Source organism: Zoogloea oleivorans (genome assembly GCF_008107625.1).
Classification (GTDB): Bacteria; Pseudomonadota; Gammaproteobacteria; order Burkholderiales; family Rhodocyclaceae; genus Zoogloea; species Zoogloea oleivorans.
Genome location: NZ_SDKK01000011.1, coordinates 39,469 through 62,354, shown reverse-complemented (window position 1 = coordinate 62,354; position 22,886 = coordinate 39,469). Strand labels below are relative to the sequence as shown.

At 64.3% G+C, this 22,886-nt stretch carries 26 protein-coding genes; all 26 read left to right on the top strand.

Features of this window, described 5'->3' with window-relative positions:
- The first annotated feature begins 67 nt into the window (after positions 1-67).
- The 26 genes from ETQ85_RS12800 (at position 68) to ETQ85_RS12675 (ending at position 22,869) form a co-directional block, all read left to right on the top strand.
- The gene (locus tag ETQ85_RS12800) at positions 68-703 is read left to right on the top strand and encodes a hypothetical protein (RefSeq protein WP_148579464.1); all 636 of its coding nucleotides are present in this window, start codon (positions 68-70) and stop codon (positions 701-703) included.
- 115 nt (positions 704-818) lie between these two features.
- A complete protein-coding gene (locus ETQ85_RS12795; RefSeq protein WP_148579463.1) occupies positions 819-1,109 on the top strand; it encodes a helix-turn-helix transcriptional regulator in 291 nt (96 codons plus the stop codon).
- Positions 1,106-1,426, top strand: a complete 321-nt coding sequence (locus ETQ85_RS12790) for a hypothetical protein (protein ID WP_148579462.1) — start codon at positions 1,106-1,108, stop codon at positions 1,424-1,426. The genes ETQ85_RS12795 and ETQ85_RS12790 overlap by 4 nt, the downstream gene beginning before the upstream one ends.
- A complete protein-coding gene (locus ETQ85_RS12785) occupies positions 1,426-1,908 on the top strand; it encodes a hypothetical protein (RefSeq protein ID WP_148579461.1) in 483 nt (160 codons plus the stop codon). Before ETQ85_RS12790 ends, ETQ85_RS12785 begins: the two co-directional genes overlap by 1 nt.
- Positions 1,905-4,862, top strand: a complete 2,958-nt coding sequence (locus tag ETQ85_RS12780) for a DUF927 domain-containing protein (RefSeq protein WP_148579460.1) — start codon at positions 1,905-1,907, stop codon at positions 4,860-4,862. Before ETQ85_RS12785 ends, ETQ85_RS12780 begins: the two co-directional genes overlap by 4 nt.
- Before the next feature lie 1,349 nt (positions 4,863-6,211).
- Positions 6,212-6,355, top strand: coding sequence for a hypothetical protein (locus ETQ85_RS26240; RefSeq protein ID WP_187394698.1), 144 nt, complete (start codon positions 6,212-6,214; stop codon positions 6,353-6,355).
- Positions 6,352-6,624, top strand: a complete 273-nt coding sequence (locus ETQ85_RS12775) for a hypothetical protein (protein WP_148579459.1) — start codon at positions 6,352-6,354, stop codon at positions 6,622-6,624. The genes ETQ85_RS26240 and ETQ85_RS12775 overlap by 4 nt, the downstream gene beginning before the upstream one ends.
- Positions 6,621-6,989 (top strand): hypothetical protein, encoded by a 369-nt coding sequence (locus ETQ85_RS12770; protein WP_148579458.1) that lies wholly within the window; start codon positions 6,621-6,623, stop codon positions 6,987-6,989. Before ETQ85_RS12775 ends, ETQ85_RS12770 begins: the two co-directional genes overlap by 4 nt.
- Positions 6,986-7,312 carry a hypothetical protein gene (locus tag ETQ85_RS12765; protein WP_148579457.1) on the top strand — a complete coding sequence of 109 codons (327 nt, stop codon included), beginning with the start codon at positions 6,986-6,988 and terminating at the stop codon, positions 7,310-7,312. Before ETQ85_RS12770 ends, ETQ85_RS12765 begins: the two co-directional genes overlap by 4 nt.
- Entirely contained in the window at positions 7,309-7,719 is a 411-nt protein-coding gene (locus ETQ85_RS12760; RefSeq protein ID WP_148579456.1) for a hypothetical protein, read from the top strand. Before ETQ85_RS12765 ends, ETQ85_RS12760 begins: the two co-directional genes overlap by 4 nt.
- Positions 7,716-9,305, top strand: coding sequence for a YfjI family protein (locus tag ETQ85_RS12755; protein ID WP_148579455.1), 1,590 nt, complete (start codon positions 7,716-7,718; stop codon positions 9,303-9,305). Before ETQ85_RS12760 ends, ETQ85_RS12755 begins: the two co-directional genes overlap by 4 nt.
- 141 nt (positions 9,306-9,446) lie before the next feature.
- The gene (locus ETQ85_RS12750; RefSeq protein ID WP_187394697.1) at positions 9,447-9,758 is read left to right on the top strand and encodes a helix-turn-helix domain-containing protein; all 312 of its coding nucleotides are present in this window, start codon (positions 9,447-9,449) and stop codon (positions 9,756-9,758) included.
- 53 nt (positions 9,759-9,811) lie between these two features.
- Positions 9,812-10,165 carry a helix-turn-helix domain-containing protein gene (locus tag ETQ85_RS12745; protein WP_148579453.1) on the top strand — a complete coding sequence of 118 codons (354 nt, stop codon included), beginning with the start codon at positions 9,812-9,814 and terminating at the stop codon, positions 10,163-10,165.
- Positions 10,166-10,227: 62 nt separating this feature from the next.
- Positions 10,228-10,521, top strand: a complete 294-nt coding sequence (locus tag ETQ85_RS12740; protein WP_148579452.1) for a helix-turn-helix domain-containing protein — start codon at positions 10,228-10,230, stop codon at positions 10,519-10,521.
- A 392-nt stretch (positions 10,522-10,913) separates the two neighbouring features.
- Positions 10,914-11,474: a recombinase family protein gene (locus ETQ85_RS12730; protein WP_148579450.1), complete on the top strand. Its 561-nt coding sequence runs from the start codon at positions 10,914-10,916 to the stop codon at positions 11,472-11,474.
- 405 nt (positions 11,475-11,879) lie between these two features.
- On the top strand, positions 11,880-12,167 hold the full coding sequence (locus tag ETQ85_RS12725) for a toxin-antitoxin system TumE family protein (protein WP_148579449.1): 288 nt from the start codon (positions 11,880-11,882) through the stop codon (positions 12,165-12,167).
- The gene (locus ETQ85_RS12720; protein WP_148579448.1) at positions 12,149-12,508 is read left to right on the top strand and encodes an HVO_A0114 family putative DNA-binding protein; all 360 of its coding nucleotides are present in this window, start codon (positions 12,149-12,151) and stop codon (positions 12,506-12,508) included. The genes ETQ85_RS12725 and ETQ85_RS12720 overlap by 19 nt, the downstream gene beginning before the upstream one ends.
- A 441-nt stretch (positions 12,509-12,949) precedes the next feature.
- Positions 12,950-13,744: an SDR family NAD(P)-dependent oxidoreductase gene (locus tag ETQ85_RS12715; RefSeq protein WP_148579447.1), complete on the top strand. Its 795-nt coding sequence runs from the start codon at positions 12,950-12,952 to the stop codon at positions 13,742-13,744.
- Between the two features lie 18 nt (positions 13,745-13,762).
- Positions 13,763-14,032 (top strand): excisionase, encoded by a 270-nt coding sequence (locus ETQ85_RS12710; protein WP_148579446.1) that lies wholly within the window; start codon positions 13,763-13,765, stop codon positions 14,030-14,032.
- Between the two features lie 270 nt (positions 14,033-14,302).
- Positions 14,303-15,685: an outer membrane beta-barrel protein gene (locus ETQ85_RS12705; protein ID WP_148579445.1), complete on the top strand. Its 1,383-nt coding sequence runs from the start codon at positions 14,303-14,305 to the stop codon at positions 15,683-15,685.
- A 38-nt stretch (positions 15,686-15,723) separates the two neighbouring features.
- Positions 15,724-16,518, top strand: coding sequence for a polysaccharide export protein EpsE (gene epsE / locus ETQ85_RS12700; RefSeq protein WP_246128762.1), 795 nt, complete (start codon positions 15,724-15,726; stop codon positions 16,516-16,518).
- A gap of 12 nt (positions 16,519-16,530) precedes the next feature.
- Positions 16,531-17,916: a chain length determinant protein EpsF gene (gene epsF, locus ETQ85_RS12695; protein ID WP_148579444.1), complete on the top strand. Its 1,386-nt coding sequence runs from the start codon at positions 16,531-16,533 to the stop codon at positions 17,914-17,916.
- 15 nt (positions 17,917-17,931) lie between these two features.
- Positions 17,932-18,816 (top strand): polysaccharide biosynthesis tyrosine autokinase, encoded by an 885-nt coding sequence (locus ETQ85_RS12690; RefSeq protein WP_246128760.1) that lies wholly within the window; start codon positions 17,932-17,934, stop codon positions 18,814-18,816.
- 17 nt (positions 18,817-18,833) lie between these two features.
- On the top strand, positions 18,834-20,048 hold the full coding sequence (locus tag ETQ85_RS12685; RefSeq protein ID WP_148579443.1) for a hypothetical protein: 1,215 nt from the start codon (positions 18,834-18,836) through the stop codon (positions 20,046-20,048).
- The gene (locus tag ETQ85_RS12680; RefSeq protein WP_148579442.1) at positions 20,045-21,286 is read left to right on the top strand and encodes a hypothetical protein; all 1,242 of its coding nucleotides are present in this window, start codon (positions 20,045-20,047) and stop codon (positions 21,284-21,286) included. The genes ETQ85_RS12685 and ETQ85_RS12680 overlap by 4 nt, the downstream gene beginning before the upstream one ends.
- Positions 21,283-22,869, top strand: a complete 1,587-nt coding sequence (locus tag ETQ85_RS12675) for a glucosamine inositolphosphorylceramide transferase family protein (protein WP_148579441.1) — start codon at positions 21,283-21,285, stop codon at positions 22,867-22,869. Before ETQ85_RS12680 ends, ETQ85_RS12675 begins: the two co-directional genes overlap by 4 nt.
- Positions 22,870-22,886 lie beyond the last annotated feature (17 nt).

The window sequence follows — 22,886 nt, the reverse complement described above, 5'->3', positions numbered from 1 at the left end:
GAAAACGGGGAAACCTTCGCCCCGCTGGCGCGGCACCTTTTTGAAGGGCGCACGAAGGGGCGCAAGTGTGTTCGATGATTTTGGAGAGCGCGAGCATGTCTTTGACTCGCTCGAAAATGAATGGGCAGGTCCGGATATGGAAGATTCGTACTGTTTAGACAATCTTGTCTCGGGCAGTAAGAGCCTATTTAGGACGAAGGTCAAAGAACTATCCGAGAAGCTTGCCGCGTTAGAAGCAAAGAACACCAAGCCGCCCCGAAGGCTCATCCACTCACACCAGTCAGACATTCTTGCTGAGCTGGATTTTCTGCTTTTCATTTGTGCCCGCCCCTCCGTTCTGAGGGCGAATCTCTCCCCGCTTAAACTCTTGCTGATGGATGCATGGGTTATCAGCCTGGAGCTAAAGGCCGGAACACTGAAGCTCAGTGCAGCAAAAGGCGAGCGCTTCACCGGCAACAAACGGGGACTCTCGCCGCTGTATGCATTGGTTCGCGACCTCCTGATAGAGAACGGACGCGACACCTCGGCAAAAGTGCTTTGGAAACTATTAGAAAAACACCAAGGCGGTGATGTGGTTGAAGAGATCACGGACGATGAAAACGGGGGCGAGATATTCACCAGGGGGAAGGGCGAGCCGACAACATTCAAAGCATTCTCGAACAGGGTAAGCGACATAAAAAAACTTATCCCATCACCTGATTAGTTTTCCCGGTCTCCGACAAACCGGGAATCCAGTTTTTTAGCCTTGCCGTGTCGCATCAACCAAAGACACGGCATGTCACCTAACCGCCTGCCGTGTCTCTTTAAAAGGACATGGCATGAAAACCCAAAACACCTGCATCAAAGTAGCGCCCCATAACGCCATCAAGGCGTTTCCTACGCCTGCCACGGCATCAATTCCGGCCGCCCTCGAAAACTTCGATGCATTGCCCGGCGCCGCAAACGTCCGCCTGCCCGTCGTGGCGGCTCTCTTTGCGTGCTCGCCCGCCACCGTTTGGCGTCGTGTGAAAAAAGGCACCCTGCCTGCGCCGCGAAAGCTATCTGAGGGCGTGACGGCTTGGCGTGTTGCCGAGCTTCGTAAAGCACTGAGCGGCGAGGCCTGGCAATGAGCACGAATAAGCCCGCCTCCACTGCCGGGGCCTCTCTCGCCGATGATCTTCACCAGGCCGGCGGTTTGCTCTCCTCAATCTACGGCAAGGCCTTTCCCGAGACGCACCCCGTTCTGCTCTTCCTGGCGGCGATCTGGATTGCCGTCGAGCGCCTGCGCCATGCCGTGCAGGCGTCTGCACAGACCGATGACTGGCGATCCAGCGAAGCGGCAACGCAGGCCAAGGGCCGGGAGCTGGGAATTGAAGCCCGACCGAAAGAAAATTGGTCCGAATACCGTGCCCGCATTGCCAGCGCCATGAAGAAAGGCGGCCGGTGATGGATCACGACATTCTCACCAGCGATACCCCGGCCCGCCTCTTTTTTCGCTGGAAAAACGTGCTCCGCTTTCGTATCGGCATCGCCGATTGCAGCGGCCTGGCTCAACTCCCGAACGCCGAAGATTTCCCCGACGAATTTCCGGTCGATGAATTCGGCATCGGGCATTTGCTCGGGGAAGTCTTGGGCCTCGCTGCTCTCAAGCTGTTTCGCGTGTCAGGCACGTCCTTTCCTGGGGAATGGAGCTTCGATCCTGTCGGCCAATGGCTTCACGCCTTGGCGTGTGTGGATCGCATGACGGACACCGGCCGGCTCTCGGTCGTTTACCGGGTCATCGATCTGGGCTTGTCCGCGCCGAATCGTCTTCACGTGCTGAATGCGCGCCTTGATGCGCTCTCAAACGACGATCTGCACCGCATGGCCATGGAGGCCGTTCAAGGCGAGCGTATGAAGCCGGACGTGTTCGAGGGGCTGATGGAATGATTGATACCGCCTCGATCCTCGACCAGTTCCGCACCGCCGCTGAAGCCCGTGGCATCCTGCTGCCCGACCACCTCGAAGCAGACGGCAAGCTGCACCGCTGCCCGCTGTGGGAGGGTGCGCACGGCAAGAAGGACGGGGCTTATCTGCTGCACCTGGATGGCGTGCCGGCCGGGGGCTTCCAGAATTTCCGCGATGGTCTCGACTGGGAGAACTGGCGGGCCGACATTGGCCGCCAGCTCACGTCCGAAGAGGAAGCCGCCAACCGTGCCCGCATGGAAGCCCAGCGCGCCGAACGCGACGCCGAAGCCAAGGCCAAGCGAGACAAGGCCCGCAAGAAAGCGCATGCGATCTGGAACAGCGCCAAGCCAGCGCCGGACGATCACGCCTATCTACACCGCAAGGGCGTGCCGTCCTTTGGCCTACGCGTCGGCTCCTGGCCGAAGTGGGAAGAGACCCGCCCCGGAGAGTGGCGAGAAAACCGCCTTCCCGGCGTGTTGCTGGTGCCCATGCGCAGCCCGTCCGGCACCCTGCACAGCCTGCAGGCGATCTACCCCGAGAAGATCGACGGCCGCGATAAGGACTTTCTGCCGCATGGCGAGAAGGCCGGCAAGTTCCACCTGATAGGCGAGCTGGCCGACGGCGTGCCGCTGTGCATTGCTGAGGGCTACGCCACCGCCGCCAGTCTTCACCGGGCGACCGGCTGGCCGGTGGCGGTGGCCTTCGACGCCGGCAGCCTCGAACCCGTGGCTCGTGCCCTGCGTGAAGCGAATCCCGGCGCCCGCTTCATCATCTGCGCCGATGACGATCACCGCACCGCCGGCAACCCCGGCCGCAGCAAAGCCGAAGCCGCTGCCCGCACAGTCGGTGGCGTGGTGGCGGTGCCGGCCTTCGGCCCGGATCGTCCGGACGGCGCCACCGACTTCAACGACCTGGCCGCGCTCGAAGGCCTCGATGCGCTGCGCCGCATCCTCGAAGCCGCACGGGACGCGATAGCCGGCCTTGTCTGCGACGATTCGACCCCGGCAGCACCCGAAACCCCACCCGAAGCACAAAACCCCGCCAGCGCCCCGGAATCAGCCCCTGCTGCGCCTCTCGACGATGCCACCAAGCCTGCCAAGCGCTCCCGCTCGAAGCCGAAGACCAAGGCAGATGGCGTGCAGACGCCTGCACAGGGCGGTGATGTGTTCGAGCTGCGCGAAGGCAACGAAGGCCGGGGCGTCTATCGGCTCAAGGTCGAGAAGCGCGGCGACACCTGGGGCGAGGTGGCGCAATTCGTATGCGCCCCACTGGAGGTCACGCACCAGGTGCGTGACGCCCGCGGCGAAAACTGGCAACGCCTGGCCACCTTCAACGATCACGACTGCCGGCGCCGCCGGGTGCTCGTCCCTGACGAAATGCTCGAAGGCGACGGTGCCGCCCTGGCGCGTCTGCTGCGCGCTCAAGGCCTGTTCATTGGCGACAACAAGGGCGGCTTGCTCAAGATGTACGTGAACCGCTCCCGGCCGCCGGCCCGTGCCCGGCTCACGTCCCGCATCGGCTGGCACGATGACTGCACCGAGCCCGGCCGCTGGTCCTTCGTCCTGGGTGGTGACCATGATCCGCTCGCGCCCGAAGGAGCGGAACTGTGGCTCCACCAGGCGCAAGGCAGCGGCCACGCCCAGTTCAAGACCGCAGGCACCCTCGAAGACTGGCGGGCCAACGTCGCCGCCCTGGCGGTGGGCAATAGCCGGCTGCTGTTCGCGCTCTCTGCGGGCTTCGCCGGTGGCCTGTGCTGGCTGCATCCCAACGTGTCCGGCGGCTTCCATTGGGCCGGTGGTTCGAGCCTGGGCAAGTCCGCTTTGCTCTACGGGGCGGCGAGCCTGTGCGGCCCGGCGAACTACCGCCGCACCTGGTTGCTGACGGCCACCGCCATTGAAGGCGTGGCGGCCGGGCACTGTGACGCCCCCTTGCTGCTCGATGAACTCAAGCAGGCCGGCAACCCGAAGGACGTGGCACAGGCGGCCTACATGCTGACCAGCGGCCAAGGCAAGGGACGTGGCCAAGCGGCGGGCGGTCTGCGGGAAACCGCCAGCTTCAGCCTGTTGTTCCAGTCAAACGGGGAAATCGGCCTGACCCAGTTCCTCGAAGAGAACCAGGAGCGCGCCTACGCTGGCCAGGAGGTGCGCTTCTGCGAGTTGCCCGCCGATGCCGGCGCCGGCTTCGGTTGCTGGGATGCCCTGCACGGCCTGGCCGATGGCGCGCGCTTCTCTGAAACCCTGCAACGCAATGCCGGCAAGCACTACGGCACGGCGTACCCGGAGTTCATTCGCCGTGTGATCGCCCACCGCGAGGCCCTGCCCGCCGAGTTTGAAACCCTGCGCACCAGCTTCGAGAAGCACGGCCTGTCCGAGAAAGCCGGCGGGCAGGCGATCCGGGCCGCTACCCGCTTTGCCGCGGTGGCCTATGCCGGCGAGAAGGCCACGGAATGGGGGCTTACTGGCTGGCCACAAGGCGAAGCGGTGAGGGCCTGCATGCGCATGTTCAAGGACTGGCTACACGCCTTTGGCGGTGAAGAGAACCGGGAGCCCCGCAAGATGGTGGAGCAGGTGCAGGCGTGGATTCAGGCCCATGCCGGGGCGCGTCTGGAGGATTGGCGGCGGCCGTCAGTCGTCGATAGCCACGCCCCGCGGACGATGAACCGGGCCGGGTGGAAGCGTCCGACGGCCGAGACTGCCGCCCTTCACGAGAAGGACCAGGTGTTTGAATACCTGATCTATCCGGCCGTCTTCAAGCAGGAGCTGTGCAACGGCTTTGACCCGGCACAGGTGGCCAAGGAGTTGCTGAAGGCTGGGGTGCTGGAGCGTGAAGACGGCAGGAATATTCCCATCAAAGTACGGGAGCCGGGAGCAGGTGGAACTAGCCGCCTGTATTGCATAAACCCGGACGTTCTCGGGTGGGGTGCCGACTATGATTGACTGGGCTGCACTGGTGGCAGATTCGGCCCTGAATCTGCCTATCAATGAGGCAAAAATGCCCTGTTCCGACCTAGCAGGCCGGAACAAACCCCAAAATTCACAAAAGGCCGGAACAGTCGAAACCCTTTCTGGTATTGGGTTTCGAGGTTTTGTTCCGGCTGTTCCGGGTGTTCCGGCCCCTTTTGAAAGGCCAAGGGTTGAAGAACACCAAAATAACAATCCATCGTCATTTGTCGAGCCGGTCGGGGGTGGAGTTGAAGGGCAATCTGCGCCGCATAAAAAAGCCTGCGAATCGTCTTGCCGGACGTGTGCCCACCTTGGCCGCCCAGGCCTGTCGGATGGCCACTGTGGAGGGCGTGATGATCTGCCGCCAGCCTATGGGCCGGGGCATCCTCTCCGCCAGTTGCCCCCCGATGGTGGGGCGAGCTGCTCGACCTGGAAGATTCACCCCGGCTTTTGAGCATGAGGGGGGTGGTCGGAAGTAGGGGCGGCATTGGCCTTAGACCGCTCGGTACTTGTTCTGTGCACCACCGCGTAATGAACAGGGGGTACCCCCTTCAAGGATGGGGTAGGGGGGCAAATCTCTGCCACCTTTTCCCTTGGGACCGGACGGTTAGCCCCACTTTTATGGAGCGATTTTTAGGAGGAGGGGGGGGTAACAAGAACGCGTGCTGGAGTAACAACGAACGGCCGTTTGTCGATTTTTCATATCTGGCCAGAGATGTCTCCGCCTGAGTCGCCAGGCTCAACCAGAGCGCCCGCTTTGAGACGAAGGGCAATTTGTCGCCGCCTGCCTGTTGGTAGATGCACGCCGGGAGCTTCTGAAAAAGCCCGTGGGCATATATCCAAACGGCTGCGGGTAAAAATACAGGTCGGAACAGTCGGAACAGTCGGAACAGAAACCGGAAAGCCAAGCGGGGCGCCGCTTTCGAAGGGGGCTAGTTGTTCCGACTCTCTGTTTACTAAGCCGGAACAGTCGGAACATTTCCAGCCCTTTGGCTCTCGCCCTGCGCTGATTGGCGCAAGCGATCACCCCCCGGTTTTCCGTGGATCGTGCAAACGTCTGCACTGTCCTGCTTGACGCCCGCCCCATGCCGGGCCGATACTCCGCTCGTCGCTGAAACAACAGCGGCCGGGTTTAGCAGCCCGAACGACATAGGCGGACACAAGCCGCCCAGCGGCTATTTTTACGTCCGTAACGCCCATGGTGCGCCCCGATCAATGGCGGGCCGGGTGGGGAGCCCTCACGGGCTGCCGGTTCCTATGTCCCGGTCTGCTAACCCCGCTTTGGCCCGCCCCCCGTTTAGCAGCGGGGTGCGGAATAGTCCGCGACATAGGAGCATCACACCATGGCAATTCACGCCTTGGCGTGCACACGTTTGCACGCCCCCGCTTCCCCTCTCCGTACCCTGAATCTGTACCGCGTACTTCGCGTCGTCACCGGCCCGGTGCTCGCCTATCGCCTGTCCTTCGCCTGGAGGGCTGCAGCATGAGCACACAGATGACGTTCCCGGTTACGCCGGACCCGTTGTACATCCTGGCCGATGGGGTTTCCTCGATTGCGATTGCCGACCAGCTTTCGGCCCGGCAGCGCCACCTTGATGCTTTGCTCTCCATGACTTACGGCGAGCAGGGCACGGCCTTCCGGATGCTCTCCGACGATGTGCAGGAAAACTTCATGTGGGCGTGCAACTCCCTCTTCGACGAAATCCGCCAGCTCTCCCAGATCGCTCAGGGCATGGCGCAGGGGGTGGCAGTATGAATGCCCGTGCTTACCAAGCCGCGCCAGAGGCGCAAACCGCGAACACCCTGCACGCGTCGTATCAGGCGGGTGTGCGAGCCTTTCAGGCCGCATTGCTTGAGATTGAGTATGCGCAGCACCGCTGCATTCCGGAAAGTCTTCCCTTTGGGGCGGCAACAGCGTTGCCGATCTTGCGGCGCGCCTTCGAGCAGCACGGCAACGGGGATCTGGCCGCCGGTTTCTGGGACGCCTTCGCCTGCTGGATTGCTCGTCCGTTTGAAGGTCGGTTGCCGGTGGCGGAAGGTTGGGATGCGTTGTCCGACTTGGCGGATGAAGAGGATTACGAACGCTCCTTTGATTCATCCTGCGAAAGGGCGGCCCCATGAGCATGCCGACCTTCACGCCCGGCCCCTGGCGCCGTGTCGGGCATCGCACCATTGCCGCCGGTACCGGCCTCGATACGGTAACGATCTGCGAAGTCTTCTCCGGTGGTGTCGGCATTGACCAGGCGGACGCCAATGAAGCCTTGATCGAGTCCGCGCCCGAGTTGTACGCCGCGGCGGCCGAGGTCTTCGGCTGGATCAATGCCGGCTTCCTCACGGCTGGCGTGCTGGCCGAGGCTATCCCGGCCCGCGCCGTTGCTTGCGGCCGGGCTATCGATGCCCTGGCGGCCGTCCTGGCCAAGGCATCCGGGAGGTCTGCATCATGAGTGCCCCACGGTCCGACACTCCAGCCCCGGCCTGGCGGTGCTCTCCCGGCCGACACCTTCCCGCCCATGCCCGAGAACTGGCCGACGCCCGCGCCCGTGATCTGGTGCCCGCCCGGCGGCAGGTGGTGGTCTATCTCGACCGCTGGCCGGCCAGCCCGGTTACCGGCCTGGGGCTGGCCATCTGCTGCCCGCCGGCCAGCCGTCCGGATCGCCTCGACTGGCGTTACCTGGCGGCCCTGTCGGTGCTGGTGCTGACCCCGCCGGCGCCCGATGCGGAACGCCTGCGCCTGCTGCTGGCCGAGCTGGTGGCGGCCCGCCCGAAGCGCCTCATCCTGCTGCGCCAGGGCAACATGCCGGCGGCGGAGTTCATCGTCAGTGAAGCCCGCGGCCTGGAGGTGCAGCCATGAAGGCCCCGCCACCCTACGAACCGGCCAGCCGTGACGAGCGGGCCGCCTTGGCCCCGGCCGTGGGCGACCCGCGCACCTGGCCGGTTTCCTCCTGGCCAGATCCCCAGTCGCTCCCGGAAGGGCTGGCGCCGGTCGCCCCCTTCGATTACGCCATGCTCCCGGATCGCCTGCGCCCCTGGGTGCAGGACGTGGCCGACCGCATGCAGTGCCCGCCGGACTTCGTGGCCGTACCGATGGTTGCCGCGGCCGGCAACCTTATCGGCCGGCGCTGCGCTATCCGTCCGCAGGCCTGGAGCGATTGGCAGGAGTTTCCCAACCTGTGGGGCTGCATCGTCGGCCGCCCCGGCATGATGAAAAGCCCGGCCATGATGGCGGCCTTGGCCCCGGTGGTGCGCCTGGAGGCCCGTGCCCTGGAAGAATGGACCGCAGCCCAAGGTCAGTGGCGGGCAGAGGCGGAGATTGCCAAGGCCCGAGCCGAAGCCCGCAAAGGCGAAGCTACCCGGGCGCTACGCAAAGACCCGAACGCCTTGGTGGACGTGGCCAGCTTCTGCACGCCCGACCAGGACGAAGCCCCGATCCTGCGCCGCTACACCGTGGCATCGGCCACCGTCGAAGCCCTGGCCGAGAAGCTGATCGAGAACCCCCGCGGCCTGCTGGTGGTGCGTGACGAGCTGCCCGGCTGGCTCGCCGGCCTCGACCGGGAAGACGCGGCCGAGCTGCGCGCCTTCCTCATGACGGGCTGGAACGGTAAGGACGGATGGACCTTCGACCGCATCGGCCGCGGGCATCGGCGCGTTCCAGCCGTCTGCCTGGGCGTGATCGGCGGCGCCCAGCCCGGCCCCCTGGGCGAATACCTGCGGGCGGCCATGCGAGGTGGTGCATCTGATGACGGCATGTTGGCCCGCTTCGGCCTCTTGGTGTGGCCTGAGACCGGCGGGAAGTGGAAGAACGTCGACCGCTACCCGGACGGCCCGGCCAAGGCGTCTGCCTTCGCTGTGTTCGATGAACTCGAAGCCCTCGATCCACTGGCCCGCGGAGCCGAGCAGGAAGACGGAGAAGGCCCGCCCTTCCTGCGCTTCACCCCGGAAGCCCTCGAAGTCTTCACCGACTGGCGCACCGACTTCGAGGCCGGGCTACGGTCGGGCGACCTGTTTCCGGCGCTGGAGAGCCACCTGGCCAAGTACCGCAAACTGGTCCCGGCGCTCGCTCTGGTCTTTCACCTGGCGGATGGACATAGCGGCCCGGTGGGCTTCGCTTCGACGCTGCGGGCGCTGCACTGGAGCACCTACCTGCAGACACACGCCCGGCGCTGCTACGGAGTGGCTCAGTCGGGAGAGGCGGACACGGCCCGGCGGATTCTGGAGCGGATCACGAAGGGGGATTTGCAGCGGGAGGGCTTCGGGAGTCGGGACGTATGGCGGCCGGGCTGGGCGGGTCTGGCCGATCAAAAGCGCGTGGCCGATGGTCTGGAGCTGCTGACGGAACTGGGGCACCTGGAGAGCTGGCAGGAGCCGACCCGCACGAAGCCGAAAACCCTTTACGTGATTAACCCGAAGTCCTTGCCCTTGGCTCTTGCCACACATTGAGTGGGGAGAATTTCCGCCCATGCACCCCTCGGGCCGTACTGCCAAAACTGTCTTTTCTCAATTTGGCAGTTTTGGCAGTGACCCCGTAGGGGGGCATGGCTAGATAATCGATATTTCGGGTGACCACCAATGACAGACGGTATGAAGTTCTCTGGCCTGCTGACCTACTCCGAGGCGGCGAAAGAACTGGGTATCAGCAAGTCCACAATCGTTCGCCTTTGCGCCGAGGGGAAGATCAAAGTCCATGTTCTGGCGCCTCGCTGTCACCGCATCGACCCGAAATCTCTAGGCGCCTACCTTCGGGAGAGCGTCAAGCAAATTGCGGTCTTGTCGGTGCAAGCAGGAAGGCTGACAAAACGGCGATCTGAAGCCCTTGGCAATGGACTTCCTCTTGCTGACAGGCTGAAACAAGCGCAAGAGCGATTCAGCACCAAGAGCAAGCCAGGCGATTAACTGTGGCCTGATGCTCCCGTATGAAAAGGCGCTATCGCCAGAAGGATTGACCGATGAATGTGAAGACAACGCAGCGCACCCTTCTAACCTACGCGCAGGCAGCCGAAGAGTTGCAGGTAAGCAAATCGACGATAGCTCGCCTGTGCGCTCAAGGAAGGCTATCCGTACATGTTATTGGACCTCGCCTGCATCGGGTTGATGGCACATCGTTGGTTGCATTTCTGAGCGAGACCTTGAAGCGAATTGAGCCCGTAACATGTCGATACGGTAAAACAACAAAGCGCCCGGGCACTGTGACTCTAGGAGGCGAGCTGCCATTTGAAGAGGCGCTTGAGCTTGCTCAGAAGCTCACCAAGCAGAAGCGGGATGACATGCGGAAATCCTTACGCGGCCTGAAGCCGCCCTGATTACCCGCTTCCTGAATATTGCCGACGATCACTTCGTCCTTTGATTGAAGGGGGGCTTCGCAATGAATGAAAAAGACTTCGCCGCCCTCATGCACGGGGTAAAGGAAATGGTTGCCCACGTCCGCGGAGAGGACGTTCCCGGCTTGAGGGTAACGACCGTCGCGGACCCTGACGTGCACGCCATTCGTGAGGCTGCCGCCGTGACCCAAAAGGAACTTGCTGCACTACTTGGCGTGTCTCGCCGCACCGTCGAGAACTGGGAGCAACGCCGAACCCGCCCGACCGGCCCAGCCCGTGCGCTGTTGCGCATCTTCCAGCATGACCCGCGGGCGGCCGTGAAGGCGTTGCAGGGGTAGGGACTGGCCTGCTTGATGCAGGCGCCATGATTACCAGCGCCGGGCAAGTCTCGGCGCTTTGTCTTCTGGTATCGGAAAGACCGGCGAGGATGACCGGCCGGCGGCCGGGCAGTCCCGATGCGCACCAGGTCGAAGGCTTCGCCTGTGTGGTGCCTTGGTTCCGCTCGAGGCGATCTGTTCGCGATGCTGCGTCGGGCCGCTGGCCGGCGTGTGCATACGTCTGCACTTCTTTCTGCCGTTTCTTGATTTTCGCGTTTTGGCCGATAGCTCAAAAGGTAGGGGTTTTGAGCCATGCGAAAACAGAGCTGAATGAATGGCTCAAAACTGTTGTTTTGATATTTGAGCTAGGTTAATATCTGAGCTATACATTTTGAGCCAGAAAGAAGCCCGCCATGTCTTCCATCGTTGCTTACGCCCGCGTCTCGACCGATGACCAGACCTGCGAGAACCAGCGCCGCACCATCGCGGCCCGGTATGCGGTCGGTAAGTGGTTTTCCGATGATGGGGTCTCCGGGATGGTTGCCGCTGCCCAGCGTCCCGCCATGGCGGCCTTGCTCGCCTACGTGCGAGAGGGTGACACGGTGGTGGTTGCCGCGATTGACCGACTCGGGCGCAACACCATTGACATACTTAACACGGTGGAGGCGTTGAAGACGAAGGGCGTATCGGTGGTTTCAATGCGTGAGGGCTTCGATCTGGCGACACCAGCCGGCAAGCTCATGCTGACGATGCTGGCCGCGGTTGCCGAGCTGGAACGGGAAAACCTCAAGGTTCGTCAGCTCGCCGGCCTGGAGCGGGCGAGGGCCGAGGGCAAGAGCCTGGGCAGGACGAAGGCGATTGATGACGCGGCCGTGTTGGCCTGGCGTGGCGAAAACTCCGCCAGTATCAAGGCGACGGCGGAGCGCTTCGGGATTTCGGCGGCGAGCGTGAAGCGGGCTTGCTCGAAGAGTTAAGCTTCGGCATCTGTCTCGAAGGATGCGGGGGTATAAATGGGGGTATTTGTGTTCATGTCTGTTGAACAATCCCTTATTTTAAGCGGATTTTGAAGCCTTATTGCAGTCCTGTCGGGGGACCAAGGTACTGTTTCAGGCCGCATCAAGCAGTATCAGGAGCACACGAAGAAGCCCGCGATTGCGGGCTTTTTTGTTTTTGGGGCGTATCGTTGTGCGTCAGGCGATACCGTCACATTGCAGTGTTTTTGACCGTATCTGCAACGCAAGGGCATCCCGTCCTTCGGCCTGCGCGTGGCGTCCTGGCCGAAGTGGGTGGAGGCTCGCCCCGGACAGTGGGAAGAAAGGCCCTACCGCTGTCCGTTGGCGACATTGACAACACCTCGCGCCGTTGGCATAGTCGCCAACATGAAAGCCGAGCTGATTACCCGCTTCCGGGATATTGCCGACGATGGCACCGGCCTTGAAATGGTGGTCTGGCGGGTGCCTGATCCGGTCCCGCCTTCTGGCCATCGCTTCAAATACCGCCTCGTTTATGTGGAGTCCGGCCGGCGGGTTGTCGGCTTCGACAACGAGCGCGGCAAGGGCGATCACAAGCACTTTGGCGACCAGGAAGAGTCCTACACTTTCGTGGACGTTGACCGGCTGATCGATGACTTCATTCAGGAGGTAGAGCGATGGAAAAGCGAACATTGACCGTGACGATCAAGCCTGATTGGCGGTCCGCCCTGCGGGCTGCTGCACGGGATGCCTTCGCCGCCGATGCCTACCAGGGCGAAACCCTTAACTTCGAGACGCCGGCTGCGTTCTTCTCGCGCCTGACCGAAAAGCGGTGGGCGATGCTGTACGCCCTGCAAGGGGCCGGAGAAGTGCCCGTGCGAGAGCTTGCCCGCCGGCTTGAACGGGATGTGAAGCGCGTTCATGAAGATGCCGGGGTGTTGGTGGAACTGGGGCTGATCGAACGCACCGAGCGCGGCGGGTTGGTGTGCCCCTTCGATGATATTCACGTGGACATGCACTTGAAGCGGGCGGCGTAGGCGTCGCATGTCTCGCCAGCTCGAAGACACGTCGGCTGGTCTTGTCATGCCACGGAAGGGCCCGCTGCTGCGGGTTTTTCGGTTTTGGGGGGTATGATTCCGCATCCTGCGGTACCGTCCCGCCGTCGATTAAATAGCCTGCGCGATCCAAATATCCCCGCCAGACATCGAATTTTCCACGTCCATCGTGGATTTTTCGATCTCTGCCGATGATTAATCGATTCAGGACGGAGAAAGATCCACGATGGACGTGGATTTAATATCGAAATTCATCCTTTAATCTACAACCCGGATTATTTAATCCAGCTCCGGGCATATTAAATCTACGATTGGGGAAGAAAGAATGACGCCTGACATCCGAACATGGATGCGCCGGCATAATCATGCTTGGGGGCGGTGCCCTGCGCCTTTCCATTTTCTTCAATCAACAGGAGTCTGTGCATGATCATCGATCTTTCCGGCAAAACTGCCATCGTGACCGGGTCGACCGGCGGCATCGGTCTGGCGATTGCCCGCGGCCTGGCGGATGCGGGGGCTGCGGTCGTTGTGTGTGGTCGCGAGCAAGGCAAGGTCGATGCGGCGCTGGCCACTTTGCGGGGGACCCAAGGTGGCGCATTGGCCCGCGGTGTGGTTGCCGACCTCGCCGGTGCTGCCGGTTGTCAGGCGTTGATTGCCGCCGAGCCGGAGGCTGACATTCTGATCAACAATCTCGGTATCTATGGGGTCAAGGATTTCTTCGAGATCGAGGATGCGGACTGGGAGGAGGTTTTCCAGGTCAACGTGCTCAGCGGGGTGCGCCTGTCGCGCCATTACGCCAGGTCCATGCAGGCCCGGGGCTGGGGACGGATCCAGTTCATCTCGAGCGAGTCGGCGCTGAACATCCCGGCGGAAATGGTCCATTACGGTGTCAGCAAGGCGGCACTGCAAGGGCTGTCGCGGGGGCTGGCGAAGGCGCTGGCGGGTTCCGGGGTCACCGTCAATTCGATCTTGCCGGGGCCGACCCGCACGGAAGGCGCAGTGGCCTTCATTGCGAAGATGGCGGAGCAGCGCGGGGTGTCGCAGGGCGAAATGGAGTCCCTGTTCCTCAAGGAGAACCGGCCGTCTACCTTGATCCGGCGCTTTGCCAGCCCGGAGGAGGTGGCGAATCTGTGCGTCTATGCAGCCTCACCGCAGGCCAGTGCCACGACGGGGGCGGCGCTGCGCGTGGAAGGCGGTATCGTCGAGAGCATTACCTGATTTCCCGGAAGGTTGAACATGGTCCGATTCGTCACCATTGACAAGCACGCGCTGGAGTCCGGTTATACGCAGCATGCCATCCGGGCGAAGATTCGTGACAAGGTATGGCGGGAGGGGGAGGTCTGGGTGAAGGCGCCCGATGGCCGCATTCTGATTGACGCGGAAGGCTACGATGCCTGGGCGGCAAGTGGTTTGACCAAACGCGCCGCGGCAAGCGTCAAGACGGGGACGGCCAAGTCACCGCGCGCCTTGTCCGCCAAGAGCCGTAAAGCCTTGATTGCAGCCTGATTGCCGGCAAGCCTGCCGGCTTTAGCCCGGCGTTTCATGAAACAGCCCGCCTCGTGCGGGCTGTTTGCATTTGGTGCGCTTGCGCAGAGCGGAATTGACGCTGCCAGGCGGGGAAAGGGGCGTGTGAATTCGTCAAAATCGCATGGAATGTGAACTCTTTTGCAAATTCAAACACGTCGATGATAAGTTTTTGCAAATTGAGTAGGAGTTGGCTTTTTTTCGCCCGAAACTGACTCAAGATGCGTCCTCTTCCTGTTTTTGGATTTCGATTTGGGCGAATTTAGCGTTCGTGTGGGGGGTGTCCTGTTGCTGTTGGGGGCGGGCGTGCCGGCTTTGGCCAGCGATCTGCCGGCCCTGCGTACTTCGACCCTGCTCGGCGAACCGCGGCGTGCCGGCCCCGTTTTTGAGAGCGATGAGCCCGATGCGCTGCAACTCGAACCCAGCCGTGCCCTCAGTGCCGCGTCGGCGGAGGTCGCTGCAGAAGCCCGGGGCCGCGATCCTCTCGATCTGCCGCTGGGCAAGGGGATCGGCAGCCGGTTCCGGGTCAGCGAGACGGTGGGCTACGACAGCAATGTGTTTCGTCTTTCCGGCGCGGCAGCGGCCACGGCGGCGGGATTGGCGCAGATGGGCGACTGGCTCAGCACAACTCGTGTGGGTGTGGGGCTGGAAAAGTCTTACGCGGGACAGCAACTGGCGCTCGATTACGACCTGAGCCTGGCCCGCTATGGGGCCTTCGATTTTCTGGATCACAACGCCAGCAGCGCCGTCGGGCGCTGGCGGTGGACGGCCGGCCCCAGCTGGAAGGGCGAGCTGAGTACCGAGTACCGCGAGGCGCTGGATGACTTTGCCTACTACCGCAGCCGCCAGCGCAGCCTCGGAGTGACGCGCCAGAACACCGGCAGTGCGTTTTACCGTGTGGCACCGGGCTGGGAAGTGGGCGTGCAGGCGGCGCAGGGCAAGCGGCGCTATCCGGATGGCACGCGGCCGAGCAACGAGATCGACTTTGCCGGCGTGGATACGGTTTTGCGTTACGTGCCGGACTCGGGCGCGGTGGTGGCGATCACCCGCCGGCGGGCCCGCGGCCAATACCCCAACCTGCCGACCGAGGCCGGTTCGCTGGCCGAGAAGCGTTTCGAGCAGGAAGAGGTTTTTGTGGAGGCTTCGCTGCCGCTGCGCAGTGGCACACGCAGCCTGCTGCGGATGGGGACGATCAGCCGCAGTTACGGGCGTTATCCGCAGAATGATTTTTCCGGGCGTAACGCTTTGCTGGGGCTGGAGTGGCAGCTTACGCCGCGCACGCAGTTGAGCGGCACGCTGCGCTACGACGTGGAGCCGGCCCAGGATTTTGTGTCGAGCTACGTGGCGACCAAGCGCCTGGGCGGCGGCCTGGTGTGGGATTACTCGCCGAAGCTGCGCGTCGAGGGACGTATGGAATGGCGTGATGCCGAGTATCGGGGCGATCCGGGTTTTGGTGCGCAGCTGGCTTCCCGGCGGAAGGACCAGGGATTGTTCACTTCGGTGGCCGCCACCTGGCAGGTGGCCGCACATACCCGTTGGGTGACAAGCCTGACGCGAGAGAACCGGGATTCGACCGAGGCTGGCTTGAGTTTCAACTATTGGACATTGGCAGGGAGTCTTCAGTGGCTGTTTTGAGGGAATGCTGGATCGGAAGGAAAGCCTGGTTGGGCCGGGTGCTGGCGGCCGTGATGCTGGCCCTTGTGCTGGCGCCGGCAGTGCTGCGCGCCAGCGAGCCGGCGGCGCAGGAATACCGCCTCGGGCCGGGTGACGGGGTGAAAATTTCGGTTTTCCAGAACCCGGACCTGAGCCTCGAAACGCGGGTGTCGGAAACCGGCGTCATCAGCTATCCGCTGGTCGGCAGCGTGCATATCGGCGGACTGTCGGTGGCGGCTGCCGAGCAGGCTATTGCCGAGGGCTTGCGCAAGGGGGGCTTCGTGCTTCAGCCGCAAGTCACGCTGGTGCTGCAGCAGGTGCGTGGCGCCCAGGTTTCGGTGCTTGGCCAGGTGGCTCGCCCAGGCCGCTATCCGCTCGAAAGCACTACCATGAAGGTGACCGACGCGCTGGCCCTGGCCGGCGGCGGCAGCCCGCAGGCCGGCGACAAGGTGATTCTGACCGGCATGCGCAACGGTCGCCGGGTACGCGCCGAGATCGACGTGACCGAACTTTTTGTGAGCTGGACGCCGGAGAAGGACGTGCCGATCCAGGCCGGCGACACCCTGTATGTGCACCGTGCGCCCCAGTTCTACGTGTATGGCGAGGTGCAGCGCGCCGGCGCCTACCGGGTTGAGCGCCAGATGACCGTGCTGCAGGCGCTCTCCCTGGGCGGCGGTCTCAACCCGCGGGGCACCGAGCGGGGTATCCGCATCCATCGCCGGGGTGAAGACGGGGCGACCCGCATCCTCACTCCCCAACTGAACGACGCCGTGCAACCGGACGATGTCATTGTCGTGCGCGAAGCACTGTTCTGAGCGGAAACGAAAATGGGATTCTCACAACTCCTGGCAGTCCTGCAGGCTCGTCGCCGAAGCCTTTACCTGGTGTGGGGCGGGGTCGTCCTGCTGGCCCTGCTGGTCAGCCTGATCCTGCCGCGCCAGTACACGGCCACCGCCGATGTGGTGGTGGAGGCGCGCGGCACCGATCCGCTGGTCGGGCATCCGGGCAGTGGGGCGACGACGCCCGGCTTTCTGGCCACCCAGGCCGACATCATCGCCAGCGACCGGGTCGGGGCCCGCGCTGTCGCCGCCCTCAAGGTGGCGACGCAGCCGCGCTGGACGGAACGCTGGCAGAAGGCGTCGGGCGGGCAGGGCGATGTGGACCGCTGGATTGCCGGTCGCCTGAAAAAGGGCGTCAAGGTCAGCCCCTCCCACGAAAGCAATGTGCTGACGATCACCGTGACCGCCGAAGACCCGAAGTTTGCCGCCGATTACGCCAACGCACTGGCCCGCGCCTACATCGAGATCGACCTCGAACTGAAGGTCGAGCCGGCCCGCCAGTCGGCCCTGTGGTTCGACGAGCACACCAAGTCGCTGCGTGCCAACCTCGAACAGGCCCAGGTTCGCCTGTCCGAATTCCAGAGCGCCCACGGTCTTGTCGGTGACGAGAAGCTCGACCTCGAAACCGCCCGCCTCACCGAGCTTTCCACCCAGTTCACCGCAGCCCAGGGCTTGAGTACCGAAACGTCGTCGCGCCAGCGCCAGGGCGGTGGCATGAACGAAGTGGCGAGCAATCCGTTGATCCAGGCCCTCAAGGTGGATTTGGCCCGCCAGGAAGCCAAGCTCATCGAGCTGTCCGGCTACCTCGGCGAAAACCATCCCCAATATCAGCGCGTGAAGGGCGAAGTGGAATCCCTGCGCGGCCGCCTGCGCGTCGAATCGGGCCAGGTGGCGGCGGTGGTCGGCACCAACAGCCGCATCAACCAGGCCCGGGAAGGCGACATCAAGAGCCGCCTCGAAACCCAGAAGCAACGGGTGCTGGCCCTCAAGCAGCAGCGCGACGAAATGGGCGTGCTGCAGCGTGAAGTGGACAGCGCCCAGAAGGCCTATGACCTGGTAATGGCACGCCTGACCCAGACCTCCCTCGAGAGCAAGTCGCGCCAGGGCAATGTGGCCCTGCTGTCGTCGGCGGTTGCGCCCACCGAGGCGGCCAGTCCCAAGCTGATGCTCAATGTGGGCCTGGCGGTATTCATCGGCGGTCTGCTCGGCATGGCGGTAGTCATCGTGCGCGAACTGCTGGATCGCCGCATCCGGGGTGCCGGCGATCTGAGCGACGCCCTTGGCGCGCCGCTGCTGGTGGAAATCGGCAGTGGCCCGCGTGCCGCCGCCGGACTGCTGGCGCGCTTTTTTCCGGCGGCGGCCCGGCGGGCTTAAGGAACAGAGATGGACATGAAGAATACGATCGGCCGCCTGAACGTCTCGGCCTTCGAGAAAGCCCGACCGATGGCGCCCAGCCTGGGCGAAATCCTGGTTGCCAGCGGCCGCTTGCCGGCCGATGCGGTCAGTCGCGTGGCGGCACGCCAGCAGGAGCGCGGCATTCCGTTCGGTGAGGCGGCAGTCGAGCTGGGCCTGGTGACGAGCGCCGATGTGCAGGGCGCCCTTGCCAGCCAGTTCGATTACCCGGTGCTGCGTGCCGGTGATCAGGGTGTCGATCCGGAACTGGTGGCGGCCTTCGAGCCCGATTCACCCCGGGTCGAAGCCCTGCGCAAGCTGCGCAGCCAACTGGTGCTGCGGCGCATGGCCAGGCCGCTGCAAAAGACCGTGGCGATTGTCGGCGCGTCGCGCGGCGAGGGGCGCAGCTGGTTGGCGGCCAATCTGGCGGTGGTCTTCTCCCAGCTGGGTGAGCGGACCTTGCTGATCGATGGTGACCTGCGTTTTCCGCGCCAGCAGAGCCTGTTTCGCATGAGTCCGGCGGGGGGGCTGGCGGCGCGTCTGGCCGAGCGCAGCGACAGCGGACAGATTCCGCCGCATGCGCGCTTTGCCCACCTGTCGGTGCTGCAGGCCGGCATCGTGCCGCCGAACCCCCAGGAGCTGCTCGCCCGTCGGTCCTTTGCGGCGCAGCTGGCGGCGGCCCGGGAAGATTTCGACATGACGCTGGTGGATACGCCGGCGGACGAAGTCGGCGCCGATGCACAACTGGTCGCTGCCGCCTGCGGCAGCGCCCTCGTGGTGGCGCGCCGGCATGCGACCGCCCACAAGCGTCTGGCCGTTTTGTCGGCCAGCCTGCGCGAGGCGGGCGTGACCGTCATCGGCGGCGTACTCCTCGACTTCTGATGGGCATGGCGCTGGCGATGAACCTTGCGGCTGACGAGCTGAGTCCCTTTGAAACGCGGGTGGCGCGGGGCTTCTGCTGGGCGCTGTTCATCGGTTTGTGGGGCAAGCTGGCACTGTCGGTGCTGCTGACCCACCCGGTGGTCGATGCGGAAGGGGATTCCGTCTACAACCGGCTGGCCGACATGCTCTTGCTGGGGGTTATTTTCTCGGGTCTCCTGACCTACGCTGATGCGATTTTGCAGCGCGCTCCGCTGGTGCTGGTGGCGGTGCTCCTCGGCATGGCGTCTTTCGTGACCACGGAGTTGCTGACCGGGCACAACTTCACCACGGCAAGCTTCGAATACCTGAAGATCGTCACGCCGGTGCTGATGTCGGTGGTGCTCATGCAGCTTTTCGGGCGTGAGCCTGCGCTGCTCCTGCGCCTGCTGCGGGTCACCCTCGGCCTGGTGTGGCTGGCGGTGATCGGCGGGCTGGTCTTTCTGCCGCCGTCCCTGAACCGCGGGGGCGAGGTGTTCTGGCCGGTGTATTTTGCATCCCTGCATACAACGTCCTACCTGATCGTGGTGTGCGCCGGCCTGTCCCTGTACCTGTATGAAGGGGGGCATCTGGGGCGTCGCCTGCTGATCGGTCTGGCGCTGTTTTCGGTGGTGCTGGTGTTCTATGGCTGGGGTGTGCGCACCTCGATGGTGGCCGCCGTGGCCTTTGGCGCGGTGTACCTGATCCAGCTCAGCCGGATGGTGCCGCTGGTTTTTTTCGTGCTTGCTGCGGTGGGACTGGCGCTGGCCTTTGTGCCGTTGCTCTTCGGCCTGATCCACCTGCCCTCGTGGGACGAGATGGTTGAGCTGTCGTCGGGGCGGGTTTCGATGTGGCTGCAGAAGGCCGACATCATGGCCAACAGCAGCCTGCTCGAATGGCTGTTTGGCCACGGTGAGGGCTCGGACTGGATTGTTTCCGAAGTGTGGTGGTGGAGCGCCAAGGACTCCCACAACGACTTCATTCGTCTGCTCAACCAGCAGGGGCTGCTTGGCCTGGGCGGGGTGTTGCTGGTGCTGGCCGTGTGGGCGCGCGTTTTTCCGCCCGGGGTTGCCGCACCGCTGCTGGCCGCCCTGGTGGCGTCCACTGCATTCAGCAACGGCATCATGTTTCGCCCGCAGGCCAGCCTGCTGATGCCGCTGGCGCTGGTGGCGGCCGCGGATGCCTGGCAACGCCGCCAGGCCCGGAGCACATCATGAGCGGCCGGTTGCAGTCGATCCTGCGGCGGGGCGAGGTGCTGGCCGTGACGGCGGCGCCGGGTGGCCAGCGCCTGCTCCATTTCATGCTCATCCAGATTCTGTGCGGCACCGAGGCCCTCGGACGCTTCGCCAACGATGTGTCCATCGCGATGATGCTCGGCTTGTTCTCGGCGGTCGGCTGGTCGGCGCTGATCCTGGCGCGGGTGCCGGTGGCCGGCGCGGGCCAGTCCGCCCCGGTGATGCTCGGACTGGCCCGCGGAGCCCTCGTTTTCACGCTGCTGGCGTGCCTGCCGCTGCCGCTGCTGGCCTGGGCGGGCTGGGTTTTCGAGCCGGGCTGGACGGCGCTGCTGCTGGCCGGGTGGACGGCCTACACGCTGATTCGCCACTACGGTCTGGCGCTGGGCACTTATCGGATCTTGCTGGTCATGGAGGTGCTGGTGGTGCTGGCGCTGGCGGCCGGGCTGGGCCTGTTCGGGGCGACGCATCCGGTGATGGCTTACGCGGCCTTGGCGATTCCCACCGTGCTGATGGGCGGCCTCGGGCTGATCCTGCTGATTGTTCGGGCCCGTGCCGGGGGGGGCGCCGTGCCGCTGCCGGCGGGCACCGCCCGCACGGCTGCCGAACAGGCGGCCCTCAATCTGGTCAGTGCCGGCATGTCGATGATTCTTGTGCCGCTGACCGTGCAGGTGGCGGGGCAGGGTTACGGTGGTCTGGTGGCGCTGATCGGCAGTATGACCAGCGTGCTGCTGCTGTTTCCGCGGGCGCTCACTTTCAATGCTTTGCCGGCCCTGGCCCGGGTGGTCCGTCAGCAGGGCGTCGAGGAGGTGCGGGCCTTGCTCGGGACCCTGCGCAGCAACCTGGTGCGCCTTAACAGCGGCCTGAGCCTGCTGGCGATTGTTGCCTGGAGCTTGATGGCCTGGTGGGGCAAACGCCCTGATTTTGCTCTGAGCGGGGCGACGGCGATCTTTCTGCTGCAGCTGGCGAGCTTCTACGTGGGCCAGCTGGTGCTGCCCGAAGCCAATTACCTGCAGACGGTTGAAGAAACCCGGTTGCCGCTGCAGGTGAACCTGCTGTCGCTGATCTTTTTTGTGCTGGCCTGCTGGATGGTGATGATCCTTGTGCCTGCCGGACTCAATGCGGTCCTGAGCCTGTTTTCGGTGCTGCTGCTGGTCACCCTGCTGCGCAACATCCTGCTGCGCCGGGCCGTGTTGCGGCGGGCGCCGGAGGTGTTCGCATGAAGATCCGTTTCGCCGCCTATCTGCCGGCCGGCCCGCTGCCGGCCTGGATCGGACATCTGCTGGCCGCCTGCCATGCCATTCCCGGGGTCGAGCTGGCCACCGTGCTGCGCGATAGCGAGGCGCTGCCGGGTGCCGACTGGGCCGATTGTCTGGATGCGCTGGTGTTCGACCGGGGGGCGTCGCCGCTGAAAAGTGCCGTGCTGCATATGCCGGCCGGCGTGGCCGAGTGGTCGGCCTGCAATGCCGACCCGATGAACGCGGGCAACTGGCTGGCCGAGCAGGCCTGCGACGTGCTGCTCGACCTGCGTACCCATCCGGCGCCGATCCCTGCCGGCCCGCCCCGGCATTGGTCGCTGATGCTGGCGGGGCGTTCGGCGGTCGATCCACTGGCTGGCGCGGCGCCGGTGGTGGCGGGGGCCGATACGACGACGATCCGTCTCGAATCGGTGTCCAGCGGCCATTTGATCGACGCTTCGCTGGGCGCCTCGTGCACGTTCTCGATCCGCCGCAACCGCCGCCGGGCAATCGCCAAGGGCATGGGCATGGTGCGGCGGGCGCTGCTGCGCCTGGCCGGCGATGGCAGCCTGCCGCCGCTGCGCGAAGGGCCGGTGTGCGCGCCACATCCGCTTCCGTCCCTCACCGCCCGTGCGCGTTTCTCGACCCTGTTGCGGCGCAGCGTGGCGCGTTCGGCAGTCAAGGCCTTGAGCCGCGACCAGTGGGGCATCGCCCTGGCCTTCGGGGAGGACATCTGTTTCGATCCGGCCCGCGCCCAGTTGATCCTCCCGCCGGCCGACCGTTTCTGGGCCGATCCGATGGTGTGGCCGGCTGCGGGTGAAGGCTGGTGGGTGTTCATAGAGCAAGTCATCTACAAGGAAGGCCGCGGCACCCTGCAGGCCATCCGCGTTCATCGGGATGGTAACTGGGAGGCGCCGGTGCCGGTCATGGCGCGGCCCTGGCACTTGTCCTATCCCTTCCTGTTCTGGTGGGACGGGGCCCTGTGGATGGTGCCGGAGAGCGGCGCCAATCGCACCGTCGAGCTGTATCGCTGCACGGCGCTGCCAGACCGCTGGGAGAAGGTGCAGGACATCCTCACCGACATCGACCTGGTGGATGCCACGCTGTTCGCTCATGACGGGCGCTGGTGGCTGATGGGCAATGTGAGCGAGCCCGGCGCCGACAAGCATGACGAGCTGCACATCTTTCATGCGCCGACGCCACGCGGGCCGTGGCAGCCGCACGCTGCCAACCCGGTGGTGGCCGACGCCCGCTTCGCCCGTCCGGCGGGGCCGGTTTTCAGTCATGCCGGCAAGCTGCTGCGCCCGGCCCAGGTGTGCGTGCCGGAATACGGCCATGCCCTCAGCCTGCGCTGCATCGACCGGCTGACGACCAGCGAATACGTGGAGCACACCGAGCTGCGGATCGATCCGGGCTGGCTGCCGGGGATTGCCTGCGTGCACACCCTCAGTCATCAGTCCGGACTGACTGTTTTCGATTTTTTGACAAGAAGGTCACGCCTGGGACCCCCGGCGGGACCCCTGCGGCGTGCCTTGCAGCACGGTGCGGGCCGTGGGGGGCAGGGATAATTCCCGGGCGAGATGAT

Bases quoted from the DNA above. Each gene is read 5' to 3' on its own strand.
- ETQ85_RS12690 (WP_246128760.1), top strand. From the start codon at position 17,932: ATGAAGAATACGATCGGCCGCCTGAACGTCTCGGCCTTCGAGAAAGCC.
- ETQ85_RS12725 (WP_148579449.1), top strand. From the start codon at position 11,880: ATGAAAGCCGAGCTGATTACCCGCTTCCGGGATATTGCCGACGATGGC.
- ETQ85_RS12685 (WP_148579443.1), top strand. From the start codon at position 18,834: ATGAACCTTGCGGCTGACGAGCTGAGTCCCTTTGAAACGCGGGTGGCG.
- ETQ85_RS12730 (WP_148579450.1), top strand. From the start codon at position 10,914: ATGTCTTCCATCGTTGCTTACGCCCGCGTCTCGACCGATGACCAGACC.
- ETQ85_RS12720 (WP_148579448.1), top strand. From the start codon at position 12,149: ATGGAAAAGCGAACATTGACCGTGACGATCAAGCCTGATTGGCGGTCC.
- ETQ85_RS12675 (WP_148579441.1), top strand. From the start codon at position 21,283: ATGAAGATCCGTTTCGCCGCCTATCTGCCGGCCGGCCCGCTGCCGGCC.
- epsF (WP_148579444.1), top strand. From the start codon at position 16,531: ATGGGATTCTCACAACTCCTGGCAGTCCTGCAGGCTCGTCGCCGAAGC.
- ETQ85_RS12710 (WP_148579446.1), top strand. From the start codon at position 13,763: ATGGTCCGATTCGTCACCATTGACAAGCACGCGCTGGAGTCCGGTTAT.
- ETQ85_RS12680 (WP_148579442.1), top strand. From the start codon at position 20,045: ATGAGCGGCCGGTTGCAGTCGATCCTGCGGCGGGGCGAGGTGCTGGCC.
- ETQ85_RS12785 (WP_148579461.1), top strand. From the start codon at position 1,426: ATGGATCACGACATTCTCACCAGCGATACCCCGGCCCGCCTCTTTTTT.
- ETQ85_RS26240 (WP_187394698.1), top strand. From the start codon at position 6,212: ATGGCAATTCACGCCTTGGCGTGCACACGTTTGCACGCCCCCGCTTCC.
- ETQ85_RS12715 (WP_148579447.1), top strand. From the start codon at position 12,950: ATGATCATCGATCTTTCCGGCAAAACTGCCATCGTGACCGGGTCGACC.
- ETQ85_RS12770 (WP_148579458.1), top strand. From the start codon at position 6,621: ATGAATGCCCGTGCTTACCAAGCCGCGCCAGAGGCGCAAACCGCGAAC.
- ETQ85_RS12795 (WP_148579463.1), top strand. From the start codon at position 819: ATGAAAACCCAAAACACCTGCATCAAAGTAGCGCCCCATAACGCCATC.
- ETQ85_RS12745 (WP_148579453.1), top strand. From the start codon at position 9,812: ATGAATGTGAAGACAACGCAGCGCACCCTTCTAACCTACGCGCAGGCA.
- ETQ85_RS12780 (WP_148579460.1), top strand. From the start codon at position 1,905: ATGATTGATACCGCCTCGATCCTCGACCAGTTCCGCACCGCCGCTGAA.
- ETQ85_RS12765 (WP_148579457.1), top strand. From the start codon at position 6,986: ATGAGCATGCCGACCTTCACGCCCGGCCCCTGGCGCCGTGTCGGGCAT.
- ETQ85_RS12775 (WP_148579459.1), top strand. From the start codon at position 6,352: ATGAGCACACAGATGACGTTCCCGGTTACGCCGGACCCGTTGTACATC.
- ETQ85_RS12750 (WP_187394697.1), top strand. From the start codon at position 9,447: ATGAAGTTCTCTGGCCTGCTGACCTACTCCGAGGCGGCGAAAGAACTG.
- ETQ85_RS12755 (WP_148579455.1), top strand. From the start codon at position 7,716: ATGAAGGCCCCGCCACCCTACGAACCGGCCAGCCGTGACGAGCGGGCC.
- ETQ85_RS12760 (WP_148579456.1), top strand. From the start codon at position 7,309: ATGAGTGCCCCACGGTCCGACACTCCAGCCCCGGCCTGGCGGTGCTCT.
- ETQ85_RS12790 (WP_148579462.1), top strand. From the start codon at position 1,106: ATGAGCACGAATAAGCCCGCCTCCACTGCCGGGGCCTCTCTCGCCGAT.
- ETQ85_RS12740 (WP_148579452.1), top strand. From the start codon at position 10,228: ATGAATGAAAAAGACTTCGCCGCCCTCATGCACGGGGTAAAGGAAATG.